Raw genomic sequence first — 23,377 nt, forward strand, 5'->3', positions numbered from 1 at the left:
GTGGAGCAGGTCGTTCTCCTCGACAGGCCGGCGCCGTCGGTGGCGCGCTTGCGCATCAATAGGCCCGCCAAGCGCAATGCGATCGATCACGCCGTCCGGCAGGGATTCATCGATGCGCTCGGCGGCCTGCGGGGCGATCCCTCGGTCCGCGCGCTGGTGCTCGGCGGTGTTGACGGCGTCTTCTCGGCGGGCGGCGACCTCCCCACCATGGCGAATCTCGACCACGCGCAGGCGGAGGCACGCATGCGGCACGTTCATGCCGTCTGTCGCGCCCTTGCGGAATCCGGCCTCTCGATCGTCAGTGCGCTCGAGGGCGTGGTGGCGGGCGCGGCCGTCGGCATGGCCCTGCTCGGCGATCACATCGTCGCCGGGCGACGGACGCAGATTCTGTTTCCCTTCCTCCGGCTCGGGCTTGCGCCGGATTGGGGACAGCTTTTCACCTTGCGGCAGCGCGTCAGCAAGGTAACTGCCTGGCGGCTCGTGACGTCGCCGGCAGCGGTGACCGGCGAGCAAGCTTTCACCATAGGGCTTGCCGATCAGCTCGTAGCGGATGACGACATCATGAATGCCGCGATCATCGAGGCGTTGCGCCTTTCGCAGCTTCCGATCGAGGCGCTGCGACGGACGCGCGAGCGGCTCACCGATCCGTCGCGGTCGCTCGAGGACGAATTGGCGCGCGAGGTGCGTGACCAGGCGGTGTGCTTGACCGGTTCGGAATTCGCCGAAGGCTATGCCGCCTTCATGGCGAAGCGCGCCCCCGACTTCCTGGGGATTGCGGCAAAGGAGCGGGCATGAGTGGGCAAGCAGATGCGCCTCGCCGAACCGGTGCCCTGCACATCGGCGTGGTCGGCGCTGGCACAATGGGGCGCGGGATCGTTCAGCTCTTCGCCCAGGCTGGACATACCGTGCTCTGCTTCGACGAGAAGCTCGACGCCGCTGCTCAGGGCGTTGCCGCGGTGTTCGCGACGCTCGAGAGACTTGTTGCGAAGGGAAGGCTTGCTTCCGACGCGTTGGACGGCATCCGCGCCCGCGCGAAGTCCTGCGTGGCCCTCACGGACCTTGCAGGGTGCGACGTCGTCATCGAGGCCATCATCGAGGATATCGCGGTCAAGCGCGACCTGTTCGGGCGGCTGGAGGGTATCGTCGCGGACAACTGCATCCTTGCCACGAACACTTCGTCGCTGATCGTCGCGGAGATTGCGTCAGCCTGTCGGCACCCCGAGCGCGTCGCAGGTCTCCATTTCTTCAATCCCGTTCCCTTGATGAAGGTGGCGGAGATTATCGCGGCGGTGCGGACGGCGCCCTTGGTCGTCGCCACCTTGCGCGCCATCGTCGAAGGCGCCGGGCACAAGGCCGTCGTGGTCGCCGACCAGCCCGGCTTCCTGGTCAATCATGCAGGCCGCGGCCTCTACACCGAGGGATTGCGGATTGTCGAGGAGCGGGTCGCGACCCCGTCGGAGGTCGACGACGTCCTGCGCGAAGGGCTGGGCTTTCGCATGGGCCCGTTCGAGCTGCTCGATCTCACGGGCCTCGACGTATCCTCCAAGGTGATGACGTCGATTTACGAGCAGTTCCAGGAGGAGCCGCGCTTTCGCCCGTCGTCGCTGGTGCCTCCGCGGGTCGCGGCCGGACTCTATGGTCGCAAGACCGGCGAGGGATGGTATCGCTACGAGAAGGGGCAGAAGGTCGAGCCCGCCCGCAAGCCCGCGCCGTCCCTGCCGAGCGGTCTGACCGTGTGGGTCGATCCCGATGCGCCCGACGGTGACGCACTCGCAGGCCTCGTGCAGAACACAGGAGCCAGGCGGCGTTTGTCCGCGTCCGAGGCCGATATTTGCGTGGTCCAGCCCATTGGAGAGGACGCCACGTCCGCTGCGCTCCGGCTCGGACTTGACCCGTCACGATCGGTCGCCGTCGATCCGATAACACCGTTCGTCCGGCGCAGGACCATGATGCTGACGGTCACCACCACGCCTGCGGTCCGTGACGCCGCGCATGCCCTGCTGGCAAGCGACGAGGTCCCGGTCAGCGTCATCGGCGACAGCATCGGTTTCATCGCCCAACGCGTCATCGCCACGATCGTCAATATCGCGGCCAACATCGCGCAGCGCGCGATCGCTGAGGTCGAGGATCTGGAGGCGGCTGTGCGCATCGGGCTCGGCTATCCCTTCGGGCCCCTGCATTGGGGCGACCGAATGGGTGCCACCAAAATCCTGCAGATCCTGAACGGGCAACTGCAGGCGACCGGCGATCCGCGATACCGCCCAAGCCCGTGGATCGCGCGACGCGCGGCGCTCGGAGTTTCCCTGCTCACCCCGGAGGCTCCGCGATGAGCGTGCAGCACGCCGCGCCCGCCGGTCGCTTGCGAACGTCAGGACTTGCGGTCTGACGAAACCTGTGAAGCCGGCGAGCGGGTGCCGAGGTGTCGGAACCGCACGGTGGCCAACGATGAATTCAAACGACCGAGGAAACCTGCCATGAGCGCAAATGACGACCTTCATCACTATGACGCCGTCGTGATCGGCGCCGGTGCCGGCGGCATGACCGCCGCCGCGCGCCTCGTGGCAGCGGGTCGCAAGACGCTGCTGGTCGACCGGCTGGGACGGTTGGGCGGTCGTGCCTCGAGCGAAGAGATCGACGGCCACATCGTCAACATCGGGGCGATCGCGATCGAGCTCGGCGGCGTCTTCGAGGAGAGCTTTGCGCTGTTGGGTGTGCCGCTCGATCTACGCGAGCCGAAGCCGGCCACGGTCTTCTACGTGGATGGCAAGATCATCAATGCCGCCAAGGGCGGCTGGGGCATGCTGCTCGGCGCCTTCACCAAGCAGGCGGCCAAGATCGGCACCAAGTTTGCCGACGCGCGGAACGGCCATCTGCCGGAAGCGAAGCTGTCGACCGCGGAATGGCTGTCGAGCTACACGTCGAACGCCACCGTGCACGCGATCTTCCGCAACCTCTGTGCCGCAATCTTTGCCGCGAATGCCGATGAGCTGCCGGCGCGCGCGTTCCTGACCTATTTCGCCGTCAAGGGTGCCTTCAAGCGCTTCGGGTTCTGTCCGCGCGGCACCATCGGGCTATGGAACGACCTCGGCGACGGCATCCGGCGTGCCGGCGGCGATATCTGGCTCAACGCATCGGTCGCCGGGCTGCAGGTGGAAGGCGACAGGGTGATCGGGCTCGACATCGAGCGCGATGGCACGAGGTTTCGTGTCGGCGCCAGGACGGTCATCAGCAATATCGGTCCGGCGGCCACCGCTGCGTTGCCGGGGGCCGAGGCGTTCGGAGAGGATTACATCAACCAGGCGCGCACGCAGATGCGCTCGTCGGCGAACATCGTTATTAACTTCGCGACGAAGAAGCGCCTCATCGACGCGCCCGGTCTTGTGACCTTCGGCGCGACCCAGCGGCTCTGCAACATGGGCGAGCTGACGGCGACCTGCCCAGAGCTCGCGCCGCCCGGCTGGTATCAATATGTCGCCTACGCCGTTCCCAAGCCTGCGATCGGCGACTTCGACGAGAAGGCTGAGATCGAGGCTTCGCTCGCGGATCTGCGCTCCCTGTTCGCCGATTTCGCCGACGCGAAGATGCTGTCCATCCGCGTCATGCGCAACGACTGGCCGGCGCAACGCTCCTGCGCTGGATTCGACCTGCCGCAAGATACGCCGCTGGTCAATCTCTGGCATGTCGGCGACGCCGTGAAGGACTATGGCGACGGTGGCACGCAGGCTTGCGCCTACACCGCGCGGGAGGCGGTCAGGAAGGCGGTGGCGTTGCTGGAGGCGGGGGCGGCATGACCGCGTTGAGCGCTCTCGCGACCCGCGAACAGAGGAAGACCGCGATCGACGACGCTCTCCATTGCGTCGCGGCGCTTCGCCGGTCGCTCGATCGCGTGACCGGGTCTCTCGCGCATCTGTGCCAATCGGCCGAGGGAGGCCTCTCGGCGGGCCTCGATATTCGGCAGGTCGCAGCGTTCGAGCTCGCGTGGGCGTCGGCGGATACGCTCGCGGCGCAAGCCGTGCTCGCCTCCCTCGATCTGGCGCGCGATGGCTTCGAAACAGCCCTGGGTCTCGTGTTCGTGGTCGACGCGATCGTTGCAACGATGGAGCGGCTCGATACGATCGGTCTCGATCTCGACGCGCAGGACCCAGCGGGCGCGTTACGAGCGGACAGAAGGTTCATCGCTCTGCGTCGTCTTGCAACCGCTGCGGCGACGCTTGAAGCTGTCGGAGTTGGTGTTGCCGAAGCCGACGGCGAGCTTGGCGGCTCCCTGATCTCGGACGACAATCTCGCGGTCCAGGACAGCGTCCGCCGCCTGGCAGCGGACGTCGTCGCTCCGCTCGCCGAAAAAATCCACCGCAATGACCTGACGGTGCCGGAAGATATCCTTGCCGGGTTGCGCGACGTCGGCGCCTTCGGGCTCGCAATTCCCGAAGCATTCGGCGGCACGGCCCAGCAATCGGAGGACGACACCCAGAGAATGCTTGTCGTCACGGAGGCGCTTTCGGAGGCCTCGCTCGGCGCCGCGGGCAGCCTGATCACACGCCCGGAAATTCTGTGCCGCGCTCTGCTCGCCGGCGGCACACCGGAGCAGAAGGAGCGCTGGCTGCCGCCGATCGCGCGTGGCGAGATCCTCTGCGCGATCTCGATCACCGAACCCGACCATGGTTCCGATGTCGCCTCGCTCGGCTTGCGCGCCACGCGCGTCGATGGCGGCTGGCATCTCAACGGTGCCAAGACCTGGTGTACCTTTGCCGGCAAGGCTGATCTCCTCATGGTGGTCGCCCGCACCAACCCGGATCGTTCGCTCGGTCATCGCGGCCTCAGCCTCATGCTGGTCGAGAAGCCATCCGATGACGGGCACGCTTTCGATGTTCGCCAGCCCGGAGGCGGCAGGCTCGTCGGTCGCGCGATCCCGACCATCGGCTATCGCGGCATGCATTCGTTCGACCTCGGTTTCGAGGACTTCTTCGTGCCCGACGCCAACGTGATCGGCGGTGAGGCGGGGATCGGACGGGGATTCTATTTCACCATGTCGGGCATGGTCGGCGGACGCATTCAGACATCGGCACGGGCGTGCGGCGTGATGCGGGCCGCCTTGCGGGCCGCGATTCGCTATACCGGAGATCGCCGGGTGTTCGGTGCGAGCTTGCAGTCCTATGCGCTGACGCGCGCCAAGCTTGCGCGCATGGGAGCGCGGTTCGCCGCCTGCCGCACGCTGTCGCACGCCGTGGCCCGGCTTATCGATCAGGGCAAGGGGCGCATGGAGGCGAGCTTGGTCAAGCTTCTGGCCTGCCGATCCGCCGAGATCGTCACGCGCGAGGCGTTGCAGTTGCACGGCGGCATGGGCTACGCCGAGGAAACGCCGGTGAGCCGCTATTTCGTCGATGCGCGCGTGCTGTCGATCTTTGAAGGCGCCGAGGAGACCCTCGCGCTCAAGGTCGTCGCGCGAAGCCTGCTCGAAGAGGCGCTTGGCTTGCGCGCCGGAGCTGCCTGACATGCTGGCACAAGGCATCCTCTCGGATCTGCGCATCGTCGAGGCATCCGCCTTCGTGGCGGCTCCCCTCGGCGGCCTGACGCTGGCGCAGATGGGCGCGGACGTCATCCGCATCGATCCCCTCGGCGGCGGACTGGATTTCAGCCGCTGGCCGATGTCCAACGATGACGTCAGCCTGTTCTGGTGCGGGCTCAACAAGTCGAAGCGATCCGTGGCGCTCAACCTTGGCGATCCCGAGGGGCGTGAAATCGCGATGTCGCTGATATCAGCGCCGGGCGAGGGCGCCGGCCTATTCGTCACCAACTTCCCGCCGCGCGGCTGGCTCGATTACGACAAACTGAAGAAGAGGCGGGCGGATCTCATTCAGGTCACCCTGCAAGGCGACCACAAGGGCGGCTCGGCGGTCGATTACACCGTCAACGCACGCGTCGGCATTCCCTACGTTACGGGGCCGGTGAGCGACGACGCCCCGGTCAACCATGTTCTCCCCGCCTGGGACGTTGCGACCGGCCATCTGGTTGCGACCGGTCTTCTGGCCGCGGAACGGCATCGGAGCCGGACGGGCCAGGGCCAACACGTCAAGCTGGCGCTGGAAGACGTCGCTCTCTCCGTGATGGGACACCTCGGATTCATCGCCGAGGCGCAACTCGGTTGCGCCCGTGGCCGCTACGGAAACGATCTTTTCGGCGCGTTCGGTCGTGATTTCGCATGCGCGGATGGCCGCCGGGTGATCGCGATCGGCCTCACGCTGAAGCAGTGGAATTCGCTGGTCGAAGCGACCGGTCTTGCCCAGACGATCGAAGCGATCGGCGTGCAGCTCGGGCTCGATCTCGCAAAGGAGGGTGACCGCTTCCTGGCGCGTCGCGAGCTTTGCGCCGCGATCGGCGGCTGGATCGCTGCGCGCTCCTTCGCTGATGTCGCCGCAAGCTTCGATCGCGCCGGTGTCTGCTGGGCTCCCTATCAAACGATCGATGAACTGGTGCACACCGATCCGGCCTGCTCGGTCGAAAATCCCCTTTTCGACACTGTCGACCAGTCCGGCGTCGGCCGCGTGCTGTCACCACGCTCCGCCCTGCGGTTCAATGCGTTCGACGCGCGGGCCGCCGGAACGGCGCCGGCGCTCGGAGAGCATACCGAAGCAGTTCTCGGGGAGGTTCTCGGCATCGACGGCGCGGCCTATGGCCGTCTTCATGACCGCGGGATTGTTCACGGTCCGTGGTGACTACGTGTTTGACTGAGATTGCGGCCGGGCCAGGCGAAACAGAAACCGGTCCTCCTTGGACAGCATGTCGAGCTCGCCGCGCCGGACGAGGCGGTTGGCATGCGCGAGCGTCTCGGCGAAGGCAAAGCCCATCTGATGCGGGTTCAAGGCGCGGTGGAACAACAGCGGGACCAGCTCGGCCACCGAGCGGTCGGCGTCGCGGCAGGCGTCGAGAATGATGCCGCAGCGGGTCTCGTGATGCGCGATCAGCTCCTGCGAACGAGCGTGCAGCCCGTAGAACGGGCGCATGTGACCCGGCAGCACGAGAATGTCGTCCGGCATCTCGCCGATGAACATGCGCAGGCTGCGCAGATAGTGACCCAGCGGATCGCCATCGGGCTCACCGGCCCAAACGCTCACATTGGGCGAGATATGCTCAAGCACCTGATCGGCCGCGAGCAGGGTCTTCTCGGGTTCGCAATAGAGCATGACCTGCTCCGCGACATGGCCGTCACCGGTGATGACCCGGAACGTCTTGCCACCGAGCGTCAATGCGTCGCCCATCACCAGCCGCAGGAACGTATCGGGCAGCGGGTCGACCTGCCGCAGATATTCGTGGCCCTGGGTGCTGACGATCCCTGCGGCGTCATCGTCCATGCCGTGGCTCTTGTAGAACAGCCGGTTGCGCGGTGATTCGAAGGCGCGCGGATCGAGCGAAATGACGCGGCAGCTCATGTAGCTGGAGAGGCTGGTCAGGAGCGGCGCATGAAAGCGCTCGCACAGCCAGCCGGCAAGTCCGATGTGGTCCGGATGAAAATGCGTCACAAGAATTTTCGTGATCTTCAGACCAGCGAGGGGCCCTGCAAAAAGACTGTCCCAGGCGGCTCTCGCCTCGCTCGTCGAGATGCCGGTGTCCACGATGACCCAGCCGTCGCCATCCTTGATCAGGTAGATGTTTACGTGGTTGAGCTGGAAAGGCAGCGGGAGTCGAAGCCACAGCAGTCCGGGCCGCACCTCGATCACCTCTCCGGGACAAGGCACCTCAGGAAATGGATACCGCAATTTAGCTTCCGCCGGCTTGACGATGTCGGTCGACATGCTGTGCTCTTTGTTGTTTTGGTCCAGCCGATTGGCGAGACTGACCGGCGGATGGAGCCTTTGACGTGCAAGGCTTCTTCATACCAGAGCCGGTCCGCCTCCGGTGCGGAGGCCGAGATTTTTCGTCTCGTGTCGCGACGATACGCTCAACTCGCCGCTGGCCGCTTGATAGCTTCAGGAATTATAAAACCGACGAGACGGATTATGTCAATGCATGTTTATGATGGAGCGATGTGGCAGAATCGGGTGATATGAAACATTCCCGATCCGCGCAGGATCGCGGGTGGTGAGGCTCAACGCGTGGTAGAATTGCCCGCTTACGGGCGTAGGCGCAGCTTCGTTAGGCGTCGGGCAGGAAAGGCCGTATGTTCGGTTTTGCGAGCTGTGTGCTGACCACACCGAATGCACGCAGGACGATCGTCACCAATGAGGAGCGATCGCGACAACGGCGAGCGCGAGGAAGACAGGAACATCAAGATGCCGCGGGTGCGTGCAGACGATTACGACACGAAGTATCAGGCGATCCTGGACAGCGCGGCAGCGCTCTTTGCCAAGGTCGGATATCCCAGTGCCAAGCTGCAGGATGTCGCAAAGCTTTGTGGTGCAACCAAGTCGATGCTGTATCACTACTTCCCGACCAAAGACGATCTGCTTCAGGCACTGCTGCGCGAGCACCTCGAGCGGCTGCTGGCCGAGGTCGAGGCAGCATTCGCGGCGGCCAGCTCGCCGAAGCAGCGCTTCTATCGCTTCGTCGAGGTCTTCGTGACGAAATCGGCGCGGTCGCGTCAGCGCCATGTCAGCGCAATGAACGACGTCAAGTTCCTGCCGACGGCAAAGCAGACGCAGATCCTGAACCTCGAACGCAAGGTCACGGCAGCGATCGGCGCTTTGCTCCGCGAGCTCAATCCGGGCCTGCCGGACGAGGTGTACGCGCCGTACGCGATGCTGCTGGTCGGCATGCTGAACTGGACGGACTATTGGTACAGGCCCTCCGGCAAGATCAAGCCGGACGAGCTCTGCGATCGAATCTCGCGACTGTACCTTCGCGGATTCCTGGCCGAGAAACCGGAGCAGGCCCGCAGCCCGGGACGCCGTTCGCGCGCGCGGCTCGTCGCCGACGACGCGAGCTAGCCGGCTGACTGCAAGTGCTTCCGCCGCCGGCTCACCGCGCGGCGATCTCCTTCAGCGGCTTCGACGGATCGGCAATATCGCCTGGCTCGGGTGATTGGCCGGAGTCGATCCATCGCTTGCCCACCACATAGGCCTGCGCGTCGTTGGCGGCGTCGACCGCAAGGAGCTGCGGCCCGCGAAAATACCAGAATGATGCCGCGCCCGGCCTCGTTCCCGCGCGTTCGATTACGCGATCGTAGCCGGTGTTCAGGCCTGCGATCTGCAGCTTGAGCTCGTACTGATCCGACCAGAACCATGGTTTCGCCGTATAGGGCGTCGAAGCGCCCATGATGGCGTCGGCGACGGCGTTTCCCTGATCGATCGCGTGCGGCACGCTCTCCAGGCGAAGATACTCGCCACGGTGCGGAAACGAGGCGCAGTCGCCGGCCGCGAAGATCGAAGGGTCGGACGTGCGGCCCTGAGCATCGACCTGGATTCCGTTGTCGACCGTCAGTCCGGCCGCCACGGCAAGACGTGTTTCCGGAACGACGCCGATGCCCACGACGACGAAATCGGTGTCGAGCCGATGATCGTCATCGGTCTCCGCCGTGACGGCGCGGCCGTTACCGACCAGACGCTTCAGCCCGGTTCCTTCGATCAGCCGGACGCCGCGCTCGCAGTGCATCTGCCGCAGGAACGCTGCTGTTTCCGGTGAGGCGACACGCTGGAGAATGCGCGGGCTCGCTTCGATCACGGTCGTCGTCAGGCCCAGGCTTGCGGCGACCGCGGCCGTCTCGAGCCCGATATAGCCGCCCCCCACGATCAGCAGCTTCGCCCCGGGCCGAAATTCGGGCGCAAGCGCGTCGATGTCGGCGAGCGTGCGCACGTAGTGGACGTTCGTGAGCTCGCCCCCCATCGACGCGGGTAGCCGTCGCGGCCGCGCGCCGGTCGCGAGCACCAGCACGTCGTAAGCCATCCGCTTGCCCTCGACGCGCACGGACCGGTCGTGGCGATCGATCGCCTCGACATTGGCCGCCGTGCGCAGATCGATCCTGTTATCGGCGTAGAAGTCCAGCGGCCGGAAATAGAGCCGATCGCGCGACATCTCCCCGGTGAGGTATTTCTTCGACAGCGGCGGCCGCTGATAGGGCGGATCCGACTCGTCGCCAATGAGGGCTATTTCGCCGTCGTAGCCTTTGCTCCGCAACCGCGCCGCGACGGCGAAACCGGCCTGGCCGGCGCCGACGATGATGATCCTGCTCAATCGTATCTCCTCGACAAGGTTGATGGCGAAGGGCGCTCGCGCCTGCCTTGATGCCCGTCTTACGCGTCGGTCTTTGGGATTGACAGTCCGCGTCGTCCAGATTTATAAACCGGTTGTCCGGTTTTTTAAAAGGGCTCAGAAACGGCCCGCTGTCGATGAGGAGCGCGCGAATGGAGACGAGCCGTCGAACCCAGTGGGGTGATCTGATCCAGCCCGGCATGGTGCACGGGTCGCTCTATTATGACGACATGATCTTCAAGGAGGAACTGGAGAAGATCTGGTTCAAGACCTGGGTCTATGTCGGCCACGAAAGCGAGGTTCCCAACAAGAACGACTTCGTAACCAAGTCGATCGGCCCAATGCCGGTCCTGATGGTGAGGAACCGCAAGGGCGACATCGATCTCCTGCTCAACCGCTGTCCGCACCGGGGCAATGCGGTGTGTGTGCAAGAGAAAGGCAACCGCACGTCGTTCACCTGTCCCTACCATTCGTGGACGTTCGCCAACGACGGCACGTTGATGAACTACGCGTTTCCGGAAGGCTATAACGGCGCCGACAAGTCCAAGCTTGGTCTCTCGAAGGTTCCGCGGGTGGCGAGCTATCGCGGCTTCGTGTTCGCCTCCATGGCGACGGAAGGGCAGACGCTGGCCGAACATCTGGGCGGAGCTGCTCGCACGCTCGATCAGGCCTGCGACAACTCACCGACCGGCGAGCTCGATCTCAGCGCGGGATTTCTGCATCACCGCACCCGCGCCAACTGGAAGTTCATCCTCGAGAACGAGTGCGATGGCTATCATCCAGGCTTCGTCCATTCGTCGATCTTCTCGGTCGCCGATAGTGCGATCGGCTCGCTCTATGGCGCCGATGCCGTCGCCATCACCCGCGGTTTCGGCAATGGCCACACCGAAGTCGATCCGCGCCCGGAATTCCGCCGCCGCGACAAGCCGATGAGCTGGTTCGGCACCACCGCCGACAAGCTGCCCGACTACGTCGCGCAGATGAACGCGGCCTATGGCGAGCAGCGCGCCCGGGAGATCATGATCGACGGCATGCCCCATGTCATGATCTTCCCCAACCTGTTCATCGCCGAGATCCAGATTTTCGTGATCCAGCCGGTGTCCGCGACCGAGTCGATCCAGCACGTGACGGCGATCCAGTTCAAGGACTCGCCGGAGATCAATCGTAGGCTGCGGCAGCAGACCATGGGCTCCGTCGGGCCCGCCGGTTTCCTGCTCGCGGATGACACCGAGATGTACGAGCGCAACCAGCGCGGGCTCGAGATCAGGAATCCCGAATATCTCTACCTGAAGCGCGGTGAGCATCGCGAGCGGCGCGACGAGGATGGCTATCTCATCGGCCATTCGACCGACGACCTGCCGTCGCGGGAAATCTGGAAGCATTACCGTTCTCTGATGGAAGCGCGCTGACATGAATGCCATGACCGAAACGATCGCCCAGCCCGATATCCTGAAGGAATGGACGGGCAAGGAATTGTCCTACGCCACGACCTTCGACCACGATCTGCATCACGAGGTGACGCAATTTCTCTATCGGGAGGCGAGGCTTCAGGACACGCACGAATATGATGCGTGGGAATCCCTCTGGACCGACGACGGCGTGTACTGGGTTCCTGCCAACGGCACGGACACCGATCCGGAGCGCGAGATGTCGCTCATCTACGACAACCGCTCCCGCATTGCGCTGCGCATTCGTCAGTTGAAGACCGGCCGGCGTCATTCCCAGACGCCGCCATCCCAGCTTGCTAGGATCATTGCGAACGTCGAATTGCTGCGTGCGGACGGCGCGGACATCGGCGTCGCCTGCAATTCGCAGATCTTCGAGACCAACCTGCGCGGTGACACGATGTGGGCCGCGCGATGCGTCTACAGGCTGCGTCGGGTGCAGGGCGAGTTGAAGATGACTTACAAGAAGGTCGTGCTCGTCAACAACAACAAGGCGATCTACACGGTCTCCTTTCTCATCTGAGAACGGCGATCTCCGGCGCGCACGCTTTGATCCTGCTCCGGAGGGTCTGCGAGGACCAGGATGCCCGGCAATCAAGAAGGCGGCGCGATTCTATGACGGGCCGCATGATAGGTCGGTACGGGACACAGCGTTGCCGCTGTCGATTGCAGTTGGCGCTTGCGCGCTTTGGTTGATCGCAAGTTCGATGAGGTCGCGAGAACTTTCGCAACTGGCTCCTCTCCTGCTTGACCAACCATTTTTCATTGACTTAATAATCCGACGTGTCGGATTGTTATAAGATAATCACAACGCAGAGGCCGGCACAGGCCAACGACCTGAATGTCTGCGGGAGTAGGGAAGAAATGGAGCTTCAGTTAACCGAGGGATTGCACCGGCAGTTGCGCCGTGGGCCGGATGCCGTGGCGACCGTCTTTGGCGATCGTCGCCAAACCTGGCGCCAGCTCGCGGATCGCACGGCGCGCCTGGCTGCGGTGCTGCGCGATGCGGCAATGGCGCAGAACGACCGCGTCGCGATGCTCGCTCTCAACTCCGACCGCTATCTCGAATATATGCTCGGCGTCTGGTGGGGCGGGGGTGCGCTCAATCCGGCCAACACGCGCTGGAGTGCCGCCGAGGTTGCCTTTTCCCTCGATGATTGCGACACGCGCATCCTGCTGGTTGACGATCACTTTGCGTCCTGGTGCGGCGAGCTTCGCTCCCGCAGCCGCTCGCTGCGGACCATCATCTATGTGGGCGAGGGCGATACTGCTCCGGAAGGGACGCTGCACGCCGGGCAACTGATGAAGGATGCGCGACCGCAACCCGACGTCCGGCGCGGTGGTGAGGACCTCGCTGGCGTGTTCTATACGGGCGGAACGACGGGCTTCCCGAAAGGCGTCATGCTGAGCCACAATGCGCTTATCGGCAACGCGATCTGCAATCTGCTTGACGTCAACTATGCCGATGACGAGGTGATCCTCGCGGTCTCGCCGATCTTCCATCAGGCCGGAATGTGCATCCTCATCCGTGCCCTGGTGCGCGGCTGCCGATCCGTCTATGTCGAATCGTTCGATCCCGCCAAGGTGCTGCACGCGATATCGCATGAACGGACGACCTTCACGCTGCTGGTTCCCACCATGCTGCAGCGGCTGATCGAGCATGCGGATTTCGCGACGTATGACACGAGCAGCCTGCGCAAGATCGTCTATGGCGCCTCACCGATCAACGAGAGCCTGCTCGGCCGGCTTCTCGAAGCGCTACCGAGCGTCGACTTCTACCAGGGCTACGGCATGACCGAGACGGGAGGTCCGTACACCATCCTGCCCGCGGCATGTCACCGCTCCTCGAAACCGGCCGACCGTGCGCGCCTGCGCTCTGCGGGGCGTCCGGCCTGGGGCGTCGACATGCGCATCACCGACACTGACGGCGCGGAGGTTCCGGTCGGAACGGTCGGCGAGATCGTGGCGCGTGGCGTCGGTGTCATGCAGGGATACTGGAATCGCGAGAAGGAAACGCGCGACGCGTTCCGCGACGGCTGGCTGCGATCCGGCGACATGGGATATGTCGACGGCGAAGGCTATCTATTCATCGTCGATCGCCTCAAGGACATGATCGTCTCCGGTGGCGAGAATGTGTACTCGGCTGAGGTCGAAAATGCGCTGGCGCGTCACGCGGCCATCGCCAGTTGTGCCGTGATCGGAATTCCGAGCGAGCGCTGGGGCGAGCAGGTCCATGCCGTGGTCGTGCTGCGCCAGGGGATGCAGGCGACCCCCGCCGAATTGCGCGATCACTGCCGCGAGTACATCGCCGGATACAAGTGTCCGGCAAGCGTCGAGTTTCGCGATGCGCTGCCGCTGTCCGGTGCCGGCAAGCTCCTGAAGCATGAGCTGCGCGCGTCCTACTGGGAAGGCAAGAGCCGCAACGTCGGCTGATCCCGGCTAGGCCTTCCGTTTCGCGGGCGGCCGCTGCGCTGGCACACAGATGTGCGTGGCGCAGCGCGATTGCGGCTGTGCCGCCGCAGCCCGACTGTCCGCGGCGGCGCCAGCCATTGCCGCTATCCGCGAGCCATCCCAAGCGTCATCTCCCGATTGCGAAACGAGCAACGGCCTCCTTCCCGAAGGATGCGGCAGGAGAGCGGGCGCGCAAGCTCAGGCGAAGCTATGTCGGGCGTGAGCGCCGCAAGAGAAGCGCCAATCTCCGCTTGCGCCGCTGCGCGGAAAATCCGCCTTGCACCGCCGGCACGGCTATGTCATTTATAGACCAACGCGTCGGATTATAAATGATGCCTGCGAGGGCCTTCATTCAGCGAAGGCCGTCGCGCACAAGAACCGGGGAGGGAAAGGTCTTGGCGAATTTCGTGCGACTTGTTGTTGTGCTTGTGCTGGCGGCTGCGAGCCTGCTGGTTGCCGGCGGCGCTCCCGGCCATGCCGCGACCGTGCTCAAATATTCGAACTGGCTGCCGGTCGGAAACGTGATGCGCGAGAAGGTGGTCGAGCCCTGGATCGCCGAAGTCGCGAAGGTCACGAATGGCAGCGTCAAGATCGAAATGCTGCCCAAGGTAATCGGCTCCGTGCCGGCCCAGTTCGACGTCGCGCGCGATGCCCAGGCCGACATCACGATCTTCGTCAACGGTTACACGCCGGGCCGCTTCGACGTGATGGAGGTGGCCGAACTTCCCTTCATGTGCGACAATGCCGAGCTCTACGCCGTCGTCGTCAACAATTTCTACCGGACGCACCTTGCCCAATACGGCGAATACAAGGGCGTGCATCCACTCAGCGTGTTCGTCATCGGGACCGGACAGCTCTTCAACAACAAGCGCCCGATCCGTGCGCTCGCCGACATCAAGGGCCTCAAGCTTCGCAGCCCGCAGCCCGGCGTGACCCAGAGCCTCAACCTGCTTGGCGCCGTTCCCGTCTCGAAGCCGGCATCGGAGCTCTACGAACTGCTCTCCTCCGGCGTGATCGACGGAACGCTGCTCGTTCCCGAATCCGTCGGCTCCTTCAAGCTGATCGACTCGCTGCCCTACGCGACGATCGTGCCCGGCGCGCTCTACAACACCATCCTGACGCTGGGCATCAACGAGGACAAATGGGCCGCGCTCTCCAGGGAGAACCAGGACGCGATCACGCGCATCTCGGGCGATCTGTTCGCGCGTGCCGTCGGGCGCGCCTATCTGGATGGCGACCGGGTCACTTGGGAGGCTATGCGCAAGGGCGGCAAGTCGATCGAGACCGCCAGTCCCGAGCTCGTCGCCGAGGTCAGGCAGGCGCTCAAGCCGGTCGAGACGGCCTGGATCGAGAAGGCGCGCAAGCGGGGCGTCGCGGATCCGCAGAAGCTGATCGACGACCTGCGCGCCGACATCGCCGCCGCGAGCAAATGAGCGCGCGATGCTGACGACCATTGCCCGACGCTTCGAGCAGGTGCTCGAAGCCGCAAGCGCGGCGTGCCTGCTTGCCCTGATGCTGATCGTCCTGGTCGACGTCGTCGGACGCGATCTCTTCAATCGCCCGCTGAGCGCCGCGACCGAGGTGCTGGAGATCGTGGTCGCTGCGATGGTGTTCCTAGTCTACCCGATCCTCGGCTTCCGCGAGAAGCACATCACGGTCGACCTCCTCCAGGTCGGCCCGGTGGGACAACGCCTGCAGCGTTTCATTGGAGCACTGTTCGGCGTCGTCGCCTTCGCGCTGATCGCCTGGTGCGTCGGCAGGCAGGTGCTTCGCGCCATGGACTATGGTGAGGCGTCGCCGATTCTCGGCATTCCGCTGGTGGATGTTCTTGCCGGAATGAGCGCGCTCGCCGCCGTAACAGCCGTCGGTTTCGCCGCCTCCGCTGTCAGGCGTGCGCTGTGGCCCGTGACCCAGCCCCACGCCGCAGAGGGGACCCGGTCGTGATCGCCGCACTCGTGGGCTTCCTCATCGCCTTCTCGTTCATCCTGTTTCAGGTGCCGATCGCGACCGCGCTGTCCGTGGTCGGCTTTGGCGGCTATATCGCGCTCAACGGGTTGAAGCCCGCGCTGAGCATGGTGGCGACCATCACCACCAGCAGCACGCTGTCCTATTCGCTGATCGTGCTGCCGCTGTTCGTGCTGATGGGCAATCTGGTCGCTGCGGCGGGAATCTCGGGCGACCTGTTCCAGGCCGCGCAGATGTTCATCGGCCGGCGTCGGGGCGGTCTCGCCATGGCCACGATCGTCGCCTGCGGCGGTTTTGCAGCGATGAGCGGCTCGAGCGTCGCGACCTCGGCGACGATGGGGCGGGTCGCCATTCCCTCGATGCGCGCATTCGGCTACGCCGATTCGCTCTCCGGAGCGTCCGTCGCGGTCGGCGGGACACTGGGCGTTTTGCTTCCACCAAGCATCATCATGGTGGTCTACGGCGTGTCAACGCAGACGCATATCGGCATGCTGTTCGCCGCCGGCATCGTGCCCGGCGTGCTGGCCATGCTCGCCTATGTGCTCGCGGTGCAATGGTCGGTCTGGCGCAATCCGGCGGTCGCGCCGCTCGCCGAGCCCGTCGCCAAGCAGGATCGCGTCAAGCTCGTGCGCTCGCTGTGGCCGATCGCGCTCATCTTCGCCGTCGTCATGGGCGGAATCTACGGCGGCTTGTTCACCGCGGTCGAAGCCTCAGGCATCGGCGCGTCCTCCGCGATGGCGCTGACGCTGATCCGCCGGTCGCTGACCCCGGCGCAGATCTACGCCATCCTGGTCGAAACGGCGAAGACCTCGGGCATGCTGTTTGCGATCATTCTCGGCGCCGGCATCTTCGGCGAGTTCGTCAATCTCACCGGGATCCACGAAGACCTGCTGCGGATTGTCGGCGGCAGCCGGCTGCCGCCGTTCGGCGTCATCATGCTCATGGTGGGACTCTACATTCTCCTCGGCAGCGTGCTGGAGAGCCTGTCGCTGATCCTCCTGACGGTTCCGATCTTCTTTCCAATCGTCAAGGCACTCGGCTACGATCCGGTGTGGTTCGGTGTCCTGCTCGCGCTCGTCATCGAGATCGGCCTCATCCATCCGCCGATCGGTGTCAACCTGTTCGTGCTGCGATCAGTCGTGCCTGATATCGCGATGATGGAGCTCGTGCTGGGCGTCATTCCCTTTATCGTCGCGATATTGGCGCTGATCGTCGTGATCACGGCGTTCCCGTCATTGTCGCTGTGGCTGCCGCACCTGCTGTTCAAGTCGGCGGTCTCGCCGTGAACGGAATGTGGCGGTCGGAGAGTGGGTCAAATTGAAGGAGGCATCGCCAATGCAAGCACGATCAACCGAGGATCTGGCGCGGTCTCTCTACATGGCCCTCGCCGCGGGCGATCGGGAGCTGCTCGATGCCCTGCTTCATCCCGAGTTCGTCGGCCAGATCGCCGAAGGCATGCCGTTCGGCGTCGGCGGCCGGCACGAGAGCCCATCTACGATGCGGCGCAATGGCTGGGGAGGAATTGCCCGGCATTTCACCGCGCGCGCCGAGCCCGAGCGCTTTCTTGAGATCGGAACGGACCGCCTGCTCGTCACGGGGCGCTATCGCGGCGAGGGTAGGCAGGGCGGCGCCGCCCTCGATGCGGCCTTTGCGCATCTCCTGACCTTCGAAGACGGACGGATCCGCGCGCTTGAGCAATACACCGATACGGCGCGCTGGCGCGATGCCGCCAGCCCGTTGCGAACGGTTCTGCTCGATGTCAAGGGCGGCGTCGCGACGCTGCGCCTCAATCGCCCCGACCAGGGCAACGCAATCAACGAGGAGATGGCCAAGGATCTGGCCGAGGCCGTGTCACAGATCGTCGAGACCCCCGGTGTTCGTGCAGTCATAATCTCGGGCAACGGGTCTAACTTCACCATGGGCGGCGACGTCAGCCTGTTCGCAGGGACCCCTCCTGAACGGCTGCCGCACAAGCTTCGCCGCATGATCGACGCGTATCATCTGGCGATCGAGCGGCTGACGAGCATGGATGCCCCGGTCGTCGCTGCGGTTCGCGGCGCCGCGGCCGGCGGCGGTCTCGGTCTGCTTTATGTCGCCGACATCGTTATCGCCGCGGCCGATGCGCGGTTCGCGCTCGGCTATGGTGCGCTGGGCCTGACGTCGGACGGCGGCAACACCTGGTTTCTTCCACGGATGGCTGGGCTCCGGCGTGCGCAGGAATTGTTCCTGCTCAACAGCCGTCTCTCCGCGCAGGAGGCTCTCGACTACGGGCTGGTCTCGCGACTCGTTCCCGACGAGGCGGTCGAGGCGGAGGCTGCCGGCATCGCCGCCAAGCTCGCCGCCGGCCCGACGCGGGCCTTCGGCGCCATGCGCCGCATGCTGCGTCAGTCGTTCGAGACCGGCCTTGCGGAGCAGCTCCTGGCCGAGGTCGATTCGATCGTCGTCGCTGCCGGAACGGACGACGCGCGGGAAGGGATAGCTGCCTTCGCCGCCAAGCGTCGCCCGCAATTCCGGGGAAGCTGACCGGGGTCTCGACGGCCGGTGGGCCTAGTCGACCGGCTTGAAGCTGAGGCTGGAGAAATCCGCCTGCATGATCTTCAGCTTCTGGTTGGAGAAGCGTACGCCGGGACCGAAGCTAACGGGGGCCATCACGCCGGTTTCGACGTTCGAGGTCTTCTCCAGTTCAGTGACGGTGCAGGCCCAGGTCGGGTCCTTGCCGCAGCGTCCGATGGCGGCGATCAGCACCTTGGCAGCGGCATAACCGGTCATCGTGTAGCGGTTGATGCCTTTGAACTCCGCCTCTGACACCAGCGACATGGCCTTTTCGAGGAACGCCTTGCCGGCCTCGCTCGCGAAGGGCTCGACATAGTCGACCGCGTAGATGCCGTCGCCGGCCGGCCCCATCAGCTTCAGCACGGGCTCGATGCGGCCCGGCCAGAAGATGCCGGTGACCGGCTTGACGTTGAGCTTCTCCAGCTCCTTCATCATCGCCACGTTCTCCGCGATGATGATGCCCATCAAGAGCGCGGTGCGGTCGTCGGCCGCCACCGCCCGCATCGCCACGCCGAATTTGGAGTAGCGGAAGAAGGCCCAGATGCCGGCGAGCAGCAGCACCAAGGTCGCGATCACGGCGATCTGGCCGGTGCGCACGCCGATGGAGCCGATGCGGACGACGTCGCGGCCGGTGCCGAGATCGAGCGCGTGCGGATAGCAGACGGATTCGAATTGCTTGTCGGCGATGCCGACCGCCCCGGCATAGGTGTAGGCCGAGTAGATGAGGTTGCGGTTGGTGAGCATCGCGCCTTTCGGCGGGCCCGTGGTGCCGGACGTATAGACCAGGATGCAGGTGTCGTCGGGCGCGCCCTGCGAAATCAGGCGGTCGAGCGTCGCGTTCGCTTCCGGATGCTCGGCGGCATAGGTCCGGCCGAGCTCGCACAGCTTGTCGAACGACACGAGCTGCTCCTGGCGGTAGTGCCGCAGCCCCTTCATGTCGATGCAGATGATCGCCTCGAGCGCGGGCAGGCCGCCCTCCTTCGCCATGGCCTCCAACACCTTGTCGGTCTGCTCCTGGTCGCCGGTGACGACGATGCGGGAGCCGGAGTGCCGGACGATATATTGCAGCTCGACCCACGGGTTGGTCGGATAGATGCGGACCGCGATGGCGCCGATCATCTGGGTGCCGAGGTCGGCATAGAACCATTCCGGCGTATCCTCGCCCGCGATCGCCACCCGGTCGCCCGGCTTGATGCCCAGCGAGAGCAGGCCCAGCGCGACCGCGCGGGCGGTTTCGTAATAGTGGCGCCAGGAATAGCGGTTCCAGATACCGTATTCCTTCTCGCGCAGCGCCAGCCCGTCGCCGTGCAGCGCTGCGCGCTCGCGCAGCAATTGCGGAATGGTGATGGCCGCGTTCTGCAGCGCGCGCTCCAGTGCTGCGAGTGATGTTGCCTCGCGGGCGCCGGCACCGCACTTTGCATCCATAGATGGCGCCGAATGAACCGTCCGCAGCATATCAAGCACCGACATGGGAATCCGCCTTTGCCGGCGCCTGCGAGCGATGTCCGCCGAGATAGGCCTCCGCGACGGCCGGATCGCGCCGCACCTCGTCGGGCGTGCCGCCAGCGATCTTGCGGCCGAAATTCAGGACATGGACGCGGTCGGAGATGTCCATCACGATCCGCATCTCGTGCTCGATCATGACGACGGTGATACCGAGGTCGTCGCGGATATCGAGCACGAAACGCGCGATGTCCTCGGTCTCCTCCTGGTTCATGCCGGACACCATCTCGTCCAGCAGCAGAAGTTTCGGCTCGCAGGCCAGCGCGCGGGCGAGCTCGACGCGCTTCTGCTGCCCGTAGGAGAGCGTGCCGACGACGGCGTCGCGGATATGCTCGATCTCGAGGAATTCGATAATCCGTTCGACGTAGCGCCGGGCCTCGATCTCCTCGTTGCGCGTGCGGCCGAAGTAGAGCACGGCATCGAGAACGGTGGAGCGAAGGTGGGTGTGGCGGCCGGTGAGGATGTTCTCGACGGCGGTGCCGTGCTTAAACAGGGCGAGGTTCTGGAAGGTGCGGCCGATGCCCATGGCCGCGAAGCGCGAGGGCGATACGCGGGACATGTCCGTGCCGTCGAACACGACGCGTCCGCCGCTCGGACGCAGGACGCCGCTGATCATGTTGAACAGGGTCGTCTTGCCGGCGCCGTTGGGACCGATCACGCTGCAGATCTCACCGGCGATCACGGACAGATTGATGTCGGCGACGGCCTTGAGTCCGCCGAAGCTCTTGCTGAGGTTTTCGACCGAGAGCAGGGGGCTCACGAGAGCCACCTCTTGCGCCGCTTGTAGTGCTTGACATCACGCATGCTTTTCCTGCCGGAGCCCGACACGCCGAGATAGAATTCCTGCACGTCTTCGTTGGCGCTGAGTTTGCGCGGCGTGCCGTCGAGCACGACCCGTCCGGTTTCGAGGATGTAGGCATAGTCGCAGATGTCGAGCGCGCGCTGTGCGTTCTGCTCCACGAGCAGCACTGTCAGCTTCATCTCGTTGCGCAGCTTCGCGATCACCTCGTATATGCGGTCAATGATCAGCGGCGCGAGCCCGAGCGAGGGCTCGTCGAGCGCCAGCAGCACCGGGCCTGTCATCAGCGCGCGGCCGATCGCCAGCATCTGCTGCTCGCCGCCCGACATGTAGCCCGCGATCTGGTCGCGTCGCTCGTAGAGGCGGGGAAACAGGGCGAACACCTTCTCGCGCTGTGTGCGGGTCTCGGCGGCGCTTCGCGTGTACCCTCCCATCTGCAGGTTTTCGTCGATGGTGAGCGCGGGGAAGACGCGGCGGCCCTCCGGCACCTGCACGATGCCGCGCCGGACGAGCTCGTCCGGGGCAAGGTGGCCCACGCTCTCGCCGCGAAAGCTGATCGAGCCGTTTTCGAGCTCGCCTTCCTCGGTGTACAGGATCCCGGACATCGCCTTGAGCAGCGTCGATTTGCCGGCGCCGTTCGAGCCGAGCAGGGCGACGATGCCGCCCGCTGGCACCGCGATGCTCACGTCGCGGATCGCCTCGATCGCGTTGTCATAGACGACGCGGATGTTGCGGAATTCCAGCGGGCCCTCTTGCGCCAATGGAGCCGGATCGCTGCTCGGGGATGCCTGGGTGGAGATCGTCATGACCGGAGGCTACCTGATCAGAGCATGCAGGCAGGCCGCGCCCGGCAAACATCGCCGCCGCGAGCGGGTTGCGCGGCCCAGTCAGGTCCGCCCGCTGCTTTGGGGAGGGATGTCGTGCAGAAACTCGAGCGAAATACCATTGCGATCGACGCTGTGGCGCCTGCGGTGGGATCCGCCGGTCAAATTGCTATTTGCTCGCAATATAATATAATCCGGCCGGCCGTTCAAATAATTTTTGGCTGGATTTCGCGGGATATCGTGCTCTCCGGGCCGAATATCATTGCGCCTCGCCGGGGTCGGAAGTAACCAAAAAAGTAGGGGAATTTGATTTCGATTCCTCTGAATTCACGGACGGAACTAAAGGTTGCGATGGCGCGGACTCGCTCTGAGAATTACGACGATATCCAGCATGGCATTCTGACCGCCGCCTGCGAGCTGTTTGCTCAGCAGGGTTACATGCGCGCCTCGATCGCTGAATTGGCCCAAGCGTGCCGGCTTTCGCGGGGCGCCCTCTACCACTACTTCCAATCCAAGGAAGCGATCCTGTTCGCGATCCTCGATGCGCATGTCCGGCAGATGATCGCGGACGTCGAAGCGGCGATCGCCAGCAAGTCCACGACGCTCGACCAGTTTCGCGCCGCCATCCGCGCCATCGTCGAGCTCAATGCCCGCTCATCGAACGAGCAGCGGCTGATTCTGAACGACCTGTCGTTCTTGAGCGAATCCGAGCAGGCCATGATCAAGTCGCTCGAGCGGCAGATCGTCGATATCGTCTCCGATCTCCTGATCCGGCTGGACAAGGAAGGCAAGATCGTCAAGCGGACCAAGAAGATCTACACGATGATGCTGTTCGGCATCCTGAATTTCAGCCACACTTGGTTCGACCCGGCCGGCGGCATAACTCCGACCGAATTCGCCGATATGATCGTGGACCTGTTCTTGTATGGATTTGTCGCGCCCATGTCTCAAGCGCTAAAGAAGAACACCATTCGGCAAGGCGCGTGAGCACCTCGTACGGCGGGGCGGTGCCCATCGTCGTCTGGAAGCTTTTCTTTCCGATGCTCAAAGCGAGCCGTGTGTGTACCGAAAACTTAAGCTCGGGCGTAGTGGTGATGAAGTCCGCCCAGGATGGGGCGTGAACTGATCGCACCGGTTCGCTGAACCGGGCGAGAAATCGGCGCGTCCTTGTTCAAGGAGCAGATGCGCCTCGCGCAAAACAATGACGTGGTCCAAACACTCACGCCGGATCGATCCGATCAGCCGTTCAGCAAAGCCATTCTGCCAAGGCGAGGCTGGTGCGGTAGGCTTGTCCCGGATGCCCATGGCTCGCAATCGGCGCGTGACGACGCTGCCATAGATCCGGTCGCGATCGCGGATGAGGTAGTGCGGAGCCTCATCCCAAGGAAATGCCTCTGTTATTTGACGTGCAACCCATTCCGCCGTCGGATTTGCTGTGACGTTGATCCAGACCAGGTCTCTGCGGTTGAGTCGAACAATGACAAAATGCATAGAGCAGGTCGAAACCGATGGTCGGAACAACGAACAAATCCATGGCGGCAATGTCCGGCGCGTGATTACGCGAGAAGATCCGCCATGCCTGGCTGGGTGGCCCGCGTCGCTTCACCATGTACTTGGCGACGCTGGACTGCGCGACCTCGAACCCGAGCTTGAGC

At 64.4% G+C, this 23,377-nt stretch carries 20 protein-coding genes and 1 pseudogene; 14 read left to right on the top strand and 7 right to left on the bottom strand.

Annotation, left to right across the window (positions count from 1 at the left end):
• The 5 genes from AC5ZG1_RS37600 to AC5ZG1_RS37620 all read left to right on the top strand — a co-directional run bounded on the left by AC5ZG1_RS37600 (position 1) and on the right by AC5ZG1_RS37620 (position 6,713).
• Entirely contained in the window at positions 1–795 is a 795-nt protein-coding gene (locus AC5ZG1_RS37600) for an enoyl-CoA hydratase/isomerase family protein (protein WP_456645093.1), read from the top strand.
• On the top strand, positions 792–2,330 hold the full coding sequence (locus AC5ZG1_RS37605) for a 3-hydroxyacyl-CoA dehydrogenase (protein ID WP_496135913.1): 1,539 nt from the start codon (positions 792–794) through the stop codon (positions 2,328–2,330). Before AC5ZG1_RS37600 ends, AC5ZG1_RS37605 begins: the two co-directional genes overlap by 4 nt.
• A gap of 144 nt (positions 2,331–2,474) precedes the next feature.
• On the top strand, positions 2,475–3,791 hold the full coding sequence (locus AC5ZG1_RS37610) for a phytoene desaturase family protein (protein ID WP_496135914.1): 1,317 nt from the start codon (positions 2,475–2,477) through the stop codon (positions 3,789–3,791).
• A complete protein-coding gene (locus AC5ZG1_RS37615) occupies positions 3,788–5,491 on the top strand; it encodes an acyl-CoA dehydrogenase family protein (RefSeq protein ID WP_496135915.1) in 1,704 nt (567 codons plus the stop codon). The genes AC5ZG1_RS37610 and AC5ZG1_RS37615 overlap by 4 nt, the downstream gene beginning before the upstream one ends.
• A 1-nt stretch (position 5,492) precedes the next feature.
• Positions 5,493–6,713 carry a CoA transferase gene (locus AC5ZG1_RS37620; protein ID WP_496135916.1) on the top strand — a complete coding sequence of 407 codons (1,221 nt, stop codon included), beginning with the start codon at positions 5,493–5,495 and terminating at the stop codon, positions 6,711–6,713.
• Here AC5ZG1_RS37620 and AC5ZG1_RS37625 read toward each other — a convergent pair whose 3' ends face one another.
• Positions 6,714–7,790, bottom strand: coding sequence for an MBL fold metallo-hydrolase (locus AC5ZG1_RS37625; RefSeq protein WP_496135917.1), 1,077 nt, complete (start codon positions 7,788–7,790; stop codon positions 6,714–6,716). It abuts the gene before it with no gap.
• 426 nt (positions 7,791–8,216) lie between these two features.
• Between AC5ZG1_RS37625 and AC5ZG1_RS37630 the strand changes: the two genes are divergently transcribed.
• Positions 8,217–8,921 (top strand): TetR/AcrR family transcriptional regulator, encoded by a 705-nt coding sequence (locus AC5ZG1_RS37630; RefSeq protein ID WP_474419001.1) that lies wholly within the window; start codon positions 8,217–8,219, stop codon positions 8,919–8,921.
• 31 nt (positions 8,922–8,952) lie between these two features.
• On the opposite strand, the gene AC5ZG1_RS37635 is transcribed toward AC5ZG1_RS37630, so the two are convergent.
• On the bottom strand, positions 8,953–10,164 hold the full coding sequence (locus tag AC5ZG1_RS37635) for an NAD(P)/FAD-dependent oxidoreductase (RefSeq protein ID WP_130226824.1): 1,212 nt from the start codon (positions 10,162–10,164) through the stop codon (positions 8,953–8,955).
• A 170-nt stretch (positions 10,165–10,334) separates the two neighbouring features.
• On the opposite strand from AC5ZG1_RS37635, the gene AC5ZG1_RS37640 reads away from it, so the two are divergent.
• The 7 genes from AC5ZG1_RS37640 to AC5ZG1_RS37670 all read left to right on the top strand — a co-directional run bounded on the left by AC5ZG1_RS37640 (position 10,335) and on the right by AC5ZG1_RS37670 (position 18,566).
• Complete coding sequence (locus tag AC5ZG1_RS37640; RefSeq protein WP_456645101.1) at positions 10,335–11,591, top strand: aromatic ring-hydroxylating oxygenase subunit alpha; 1,257 nt, start codon at positions 10,335–10,337, stop codon at positions 11,589–11,591.
• A gap of 1 nt (position 11,592) precedes the next feature.
• On the top strand, positions 11,593–12,150 hold the full coding sequence (locus tag AC5ZG1_RS37645) for an aromatic-ring-hydroxylating dioxygenase subunit beta (RefSeq protein WP_245474780.1): 558 nt from the start codon (positions 11,593–11,595) through the stop codon (positions 12,148–12,150).
• A gap of 341 nt (positions 12,151–12,491) precedes the next feature.
• Positions 12,492–14,060, top strand: a complete 1,569-nt coding sequence (locus AC5ZG1_RS37650) for an acyl-CoA synthetase (protein WP_496135918.1) — start codon at positions 12,492–12,494, stop codon at positions 14,058–14,060.
• A gap of 425 nt (positions 14,061–14,485) precedes the next feature.
• Positions 14,486–15,511, top strand: coding sequence for a TRAP transporter substrate-binding protein (locus tag AC5ZG1_RS37655; RefSeq protein ID WP_496135919.1), 1,026 nt, complete (start codon positions 14,486–14,488; stop codon positions 15,509–15,511).
• A gap of 7 nt (positions 15,512–15,518) precedes the next feature.
• The gene (locus AC5ZG1_RS37660; RefSeq protein WP_496135920.1) at positions 15,519–16,022 is read left to right on the top strand and encodes a TRAP transporter small permease; all 504 of its coding nucleotides are present in this window, start codon (positions 15,519–15,521) and stop codon (positions 16,020–16,022) included.
• Entirely contained in the window at positions 16,019–17,329 is a 1,311-nt protein-coding gene (locus tag AC5ZG1_RS37665; protein WP_496135921.1) for a TRAP transporter large permease, read from the top strand. Before AC5ZG1_RS37660 ends, AC5ZG1_RS37665 begins: the two co-directional genes overlap by 4 nt.
• A gap of 49 nt (positions 17,330–17,378) precedes the next feature.
• A complete protein-coding gene (locus tag AC5ZG1_RS37670) occupies positions 17,379–18,566 on the top strand; it encodes an enoyl-CoA hydratase-related protein (protein ID WP_496135922.1) in 1,188 nt (395 codons plus the stop codon).
• 24 nt (positions 18,567–18,590) lie between these two features.
• Here AC5ZG1_RS37670 and AC5ZG1_RS37675 read toward each other — a convergent pair whose 3' ends face one another.
• The 3 genes from AC5ZG1_RS37675 to AC5ZG1_RS37685 are packed head-to-tail and all read right to left on the bottom strand — an operon-like array spanning position 18,591 to position 21,704.
• Positions 18,591–20,066 carry an AMP-binding protein gene (locus AC5ZG1_RS37675; RefSeq protein WP_496135923.1) on the bottom strand — a complete coding sequence of 492 codons (1,476 nt, stop codon included), beginning with the start codon at positions 20,064–20,066 and terminating at the stop codon, positions 18,591–18,593.
• Positions 20,053–20,859, bottom strand: a complete 807-nt coding sequence (locus AC5ZG1_RS37680; protein ID WP_496135924.1) for an ABC transporter ATP-binding protein — start codon at positions 20,857–20,859, stop codon at positions 20,053–20,055. Before AC5ZG1_RS37680 ends, AC5ZG1_RS37675 begins: the two co-directional genes overlap by 14 nt.
• The gene (locus AC5ZG1_RS37685) at positions 20,856–21,704 is read right to left on the bottom strand and encodes an ABC transporter ATP-binding protein (RefSeq protein WP_496135925.1); all 849 of its coding nucleotides are present in this window, start codon (positions 21,702–21,704) and stop codon (positions 20,856–20,858) included. The genes AC5ZG1_RS37680 and AC5ZG1_RS37685 overlap by 4 nt, the downstream gene beginning before the upstream one ends.
• 369 nt (positions 21,705–22,073) lie before the next feature.
• On the opposite strand from AC5ZG1_RS37685, the gene AC5ZG1_RS37690 reads away from it, so the two are divergent.
• Complete coding sequence (locus tag AC5ZG1_RS37690) at positions 22,074–22,709, top strand: TetR/AcrR family transcriptional regulator (protein ID WP_496135926.1); 636 nt, start codon at positions 22,074–22,076, stop codon at positions 22,707–22,709.
• A gap of 57 nt (positions 22,710–22,766) precedes the next feature.
• Here AC5ZG1_RS37690 and AC5ZG1_RS37695 read toward each other — a convergent pair whose 3' ends face one another.
• Both AC5ZG1_RS37695 and AC5ZG1_RS37700 read right to left on the bottom strand, forming a co-directional pair.
• A complete protein-coding gene (locus tag AC5ZG1_RS37695; protein ID WP_496135927.1) occupies positions 22,767–23,213 on the bottom strand; it encodes an integrase core domain-containing protein in 447 nt (148 codons plus the stop codon).
• Positions 23,098–23,377 (bottom strand): annotated as a pseudogene (locus AC5ZG1_RS37700) (hypothetical protein); the annotation flags it as partial. The gene AC5ZG1_RS37695 and the pseudogene AC5ZG1_RS37700, both read right to left, overlap by 116 nt.

This window comes from Bradyrhizobium sp. Leo78 (assembly GCF_059512425.1).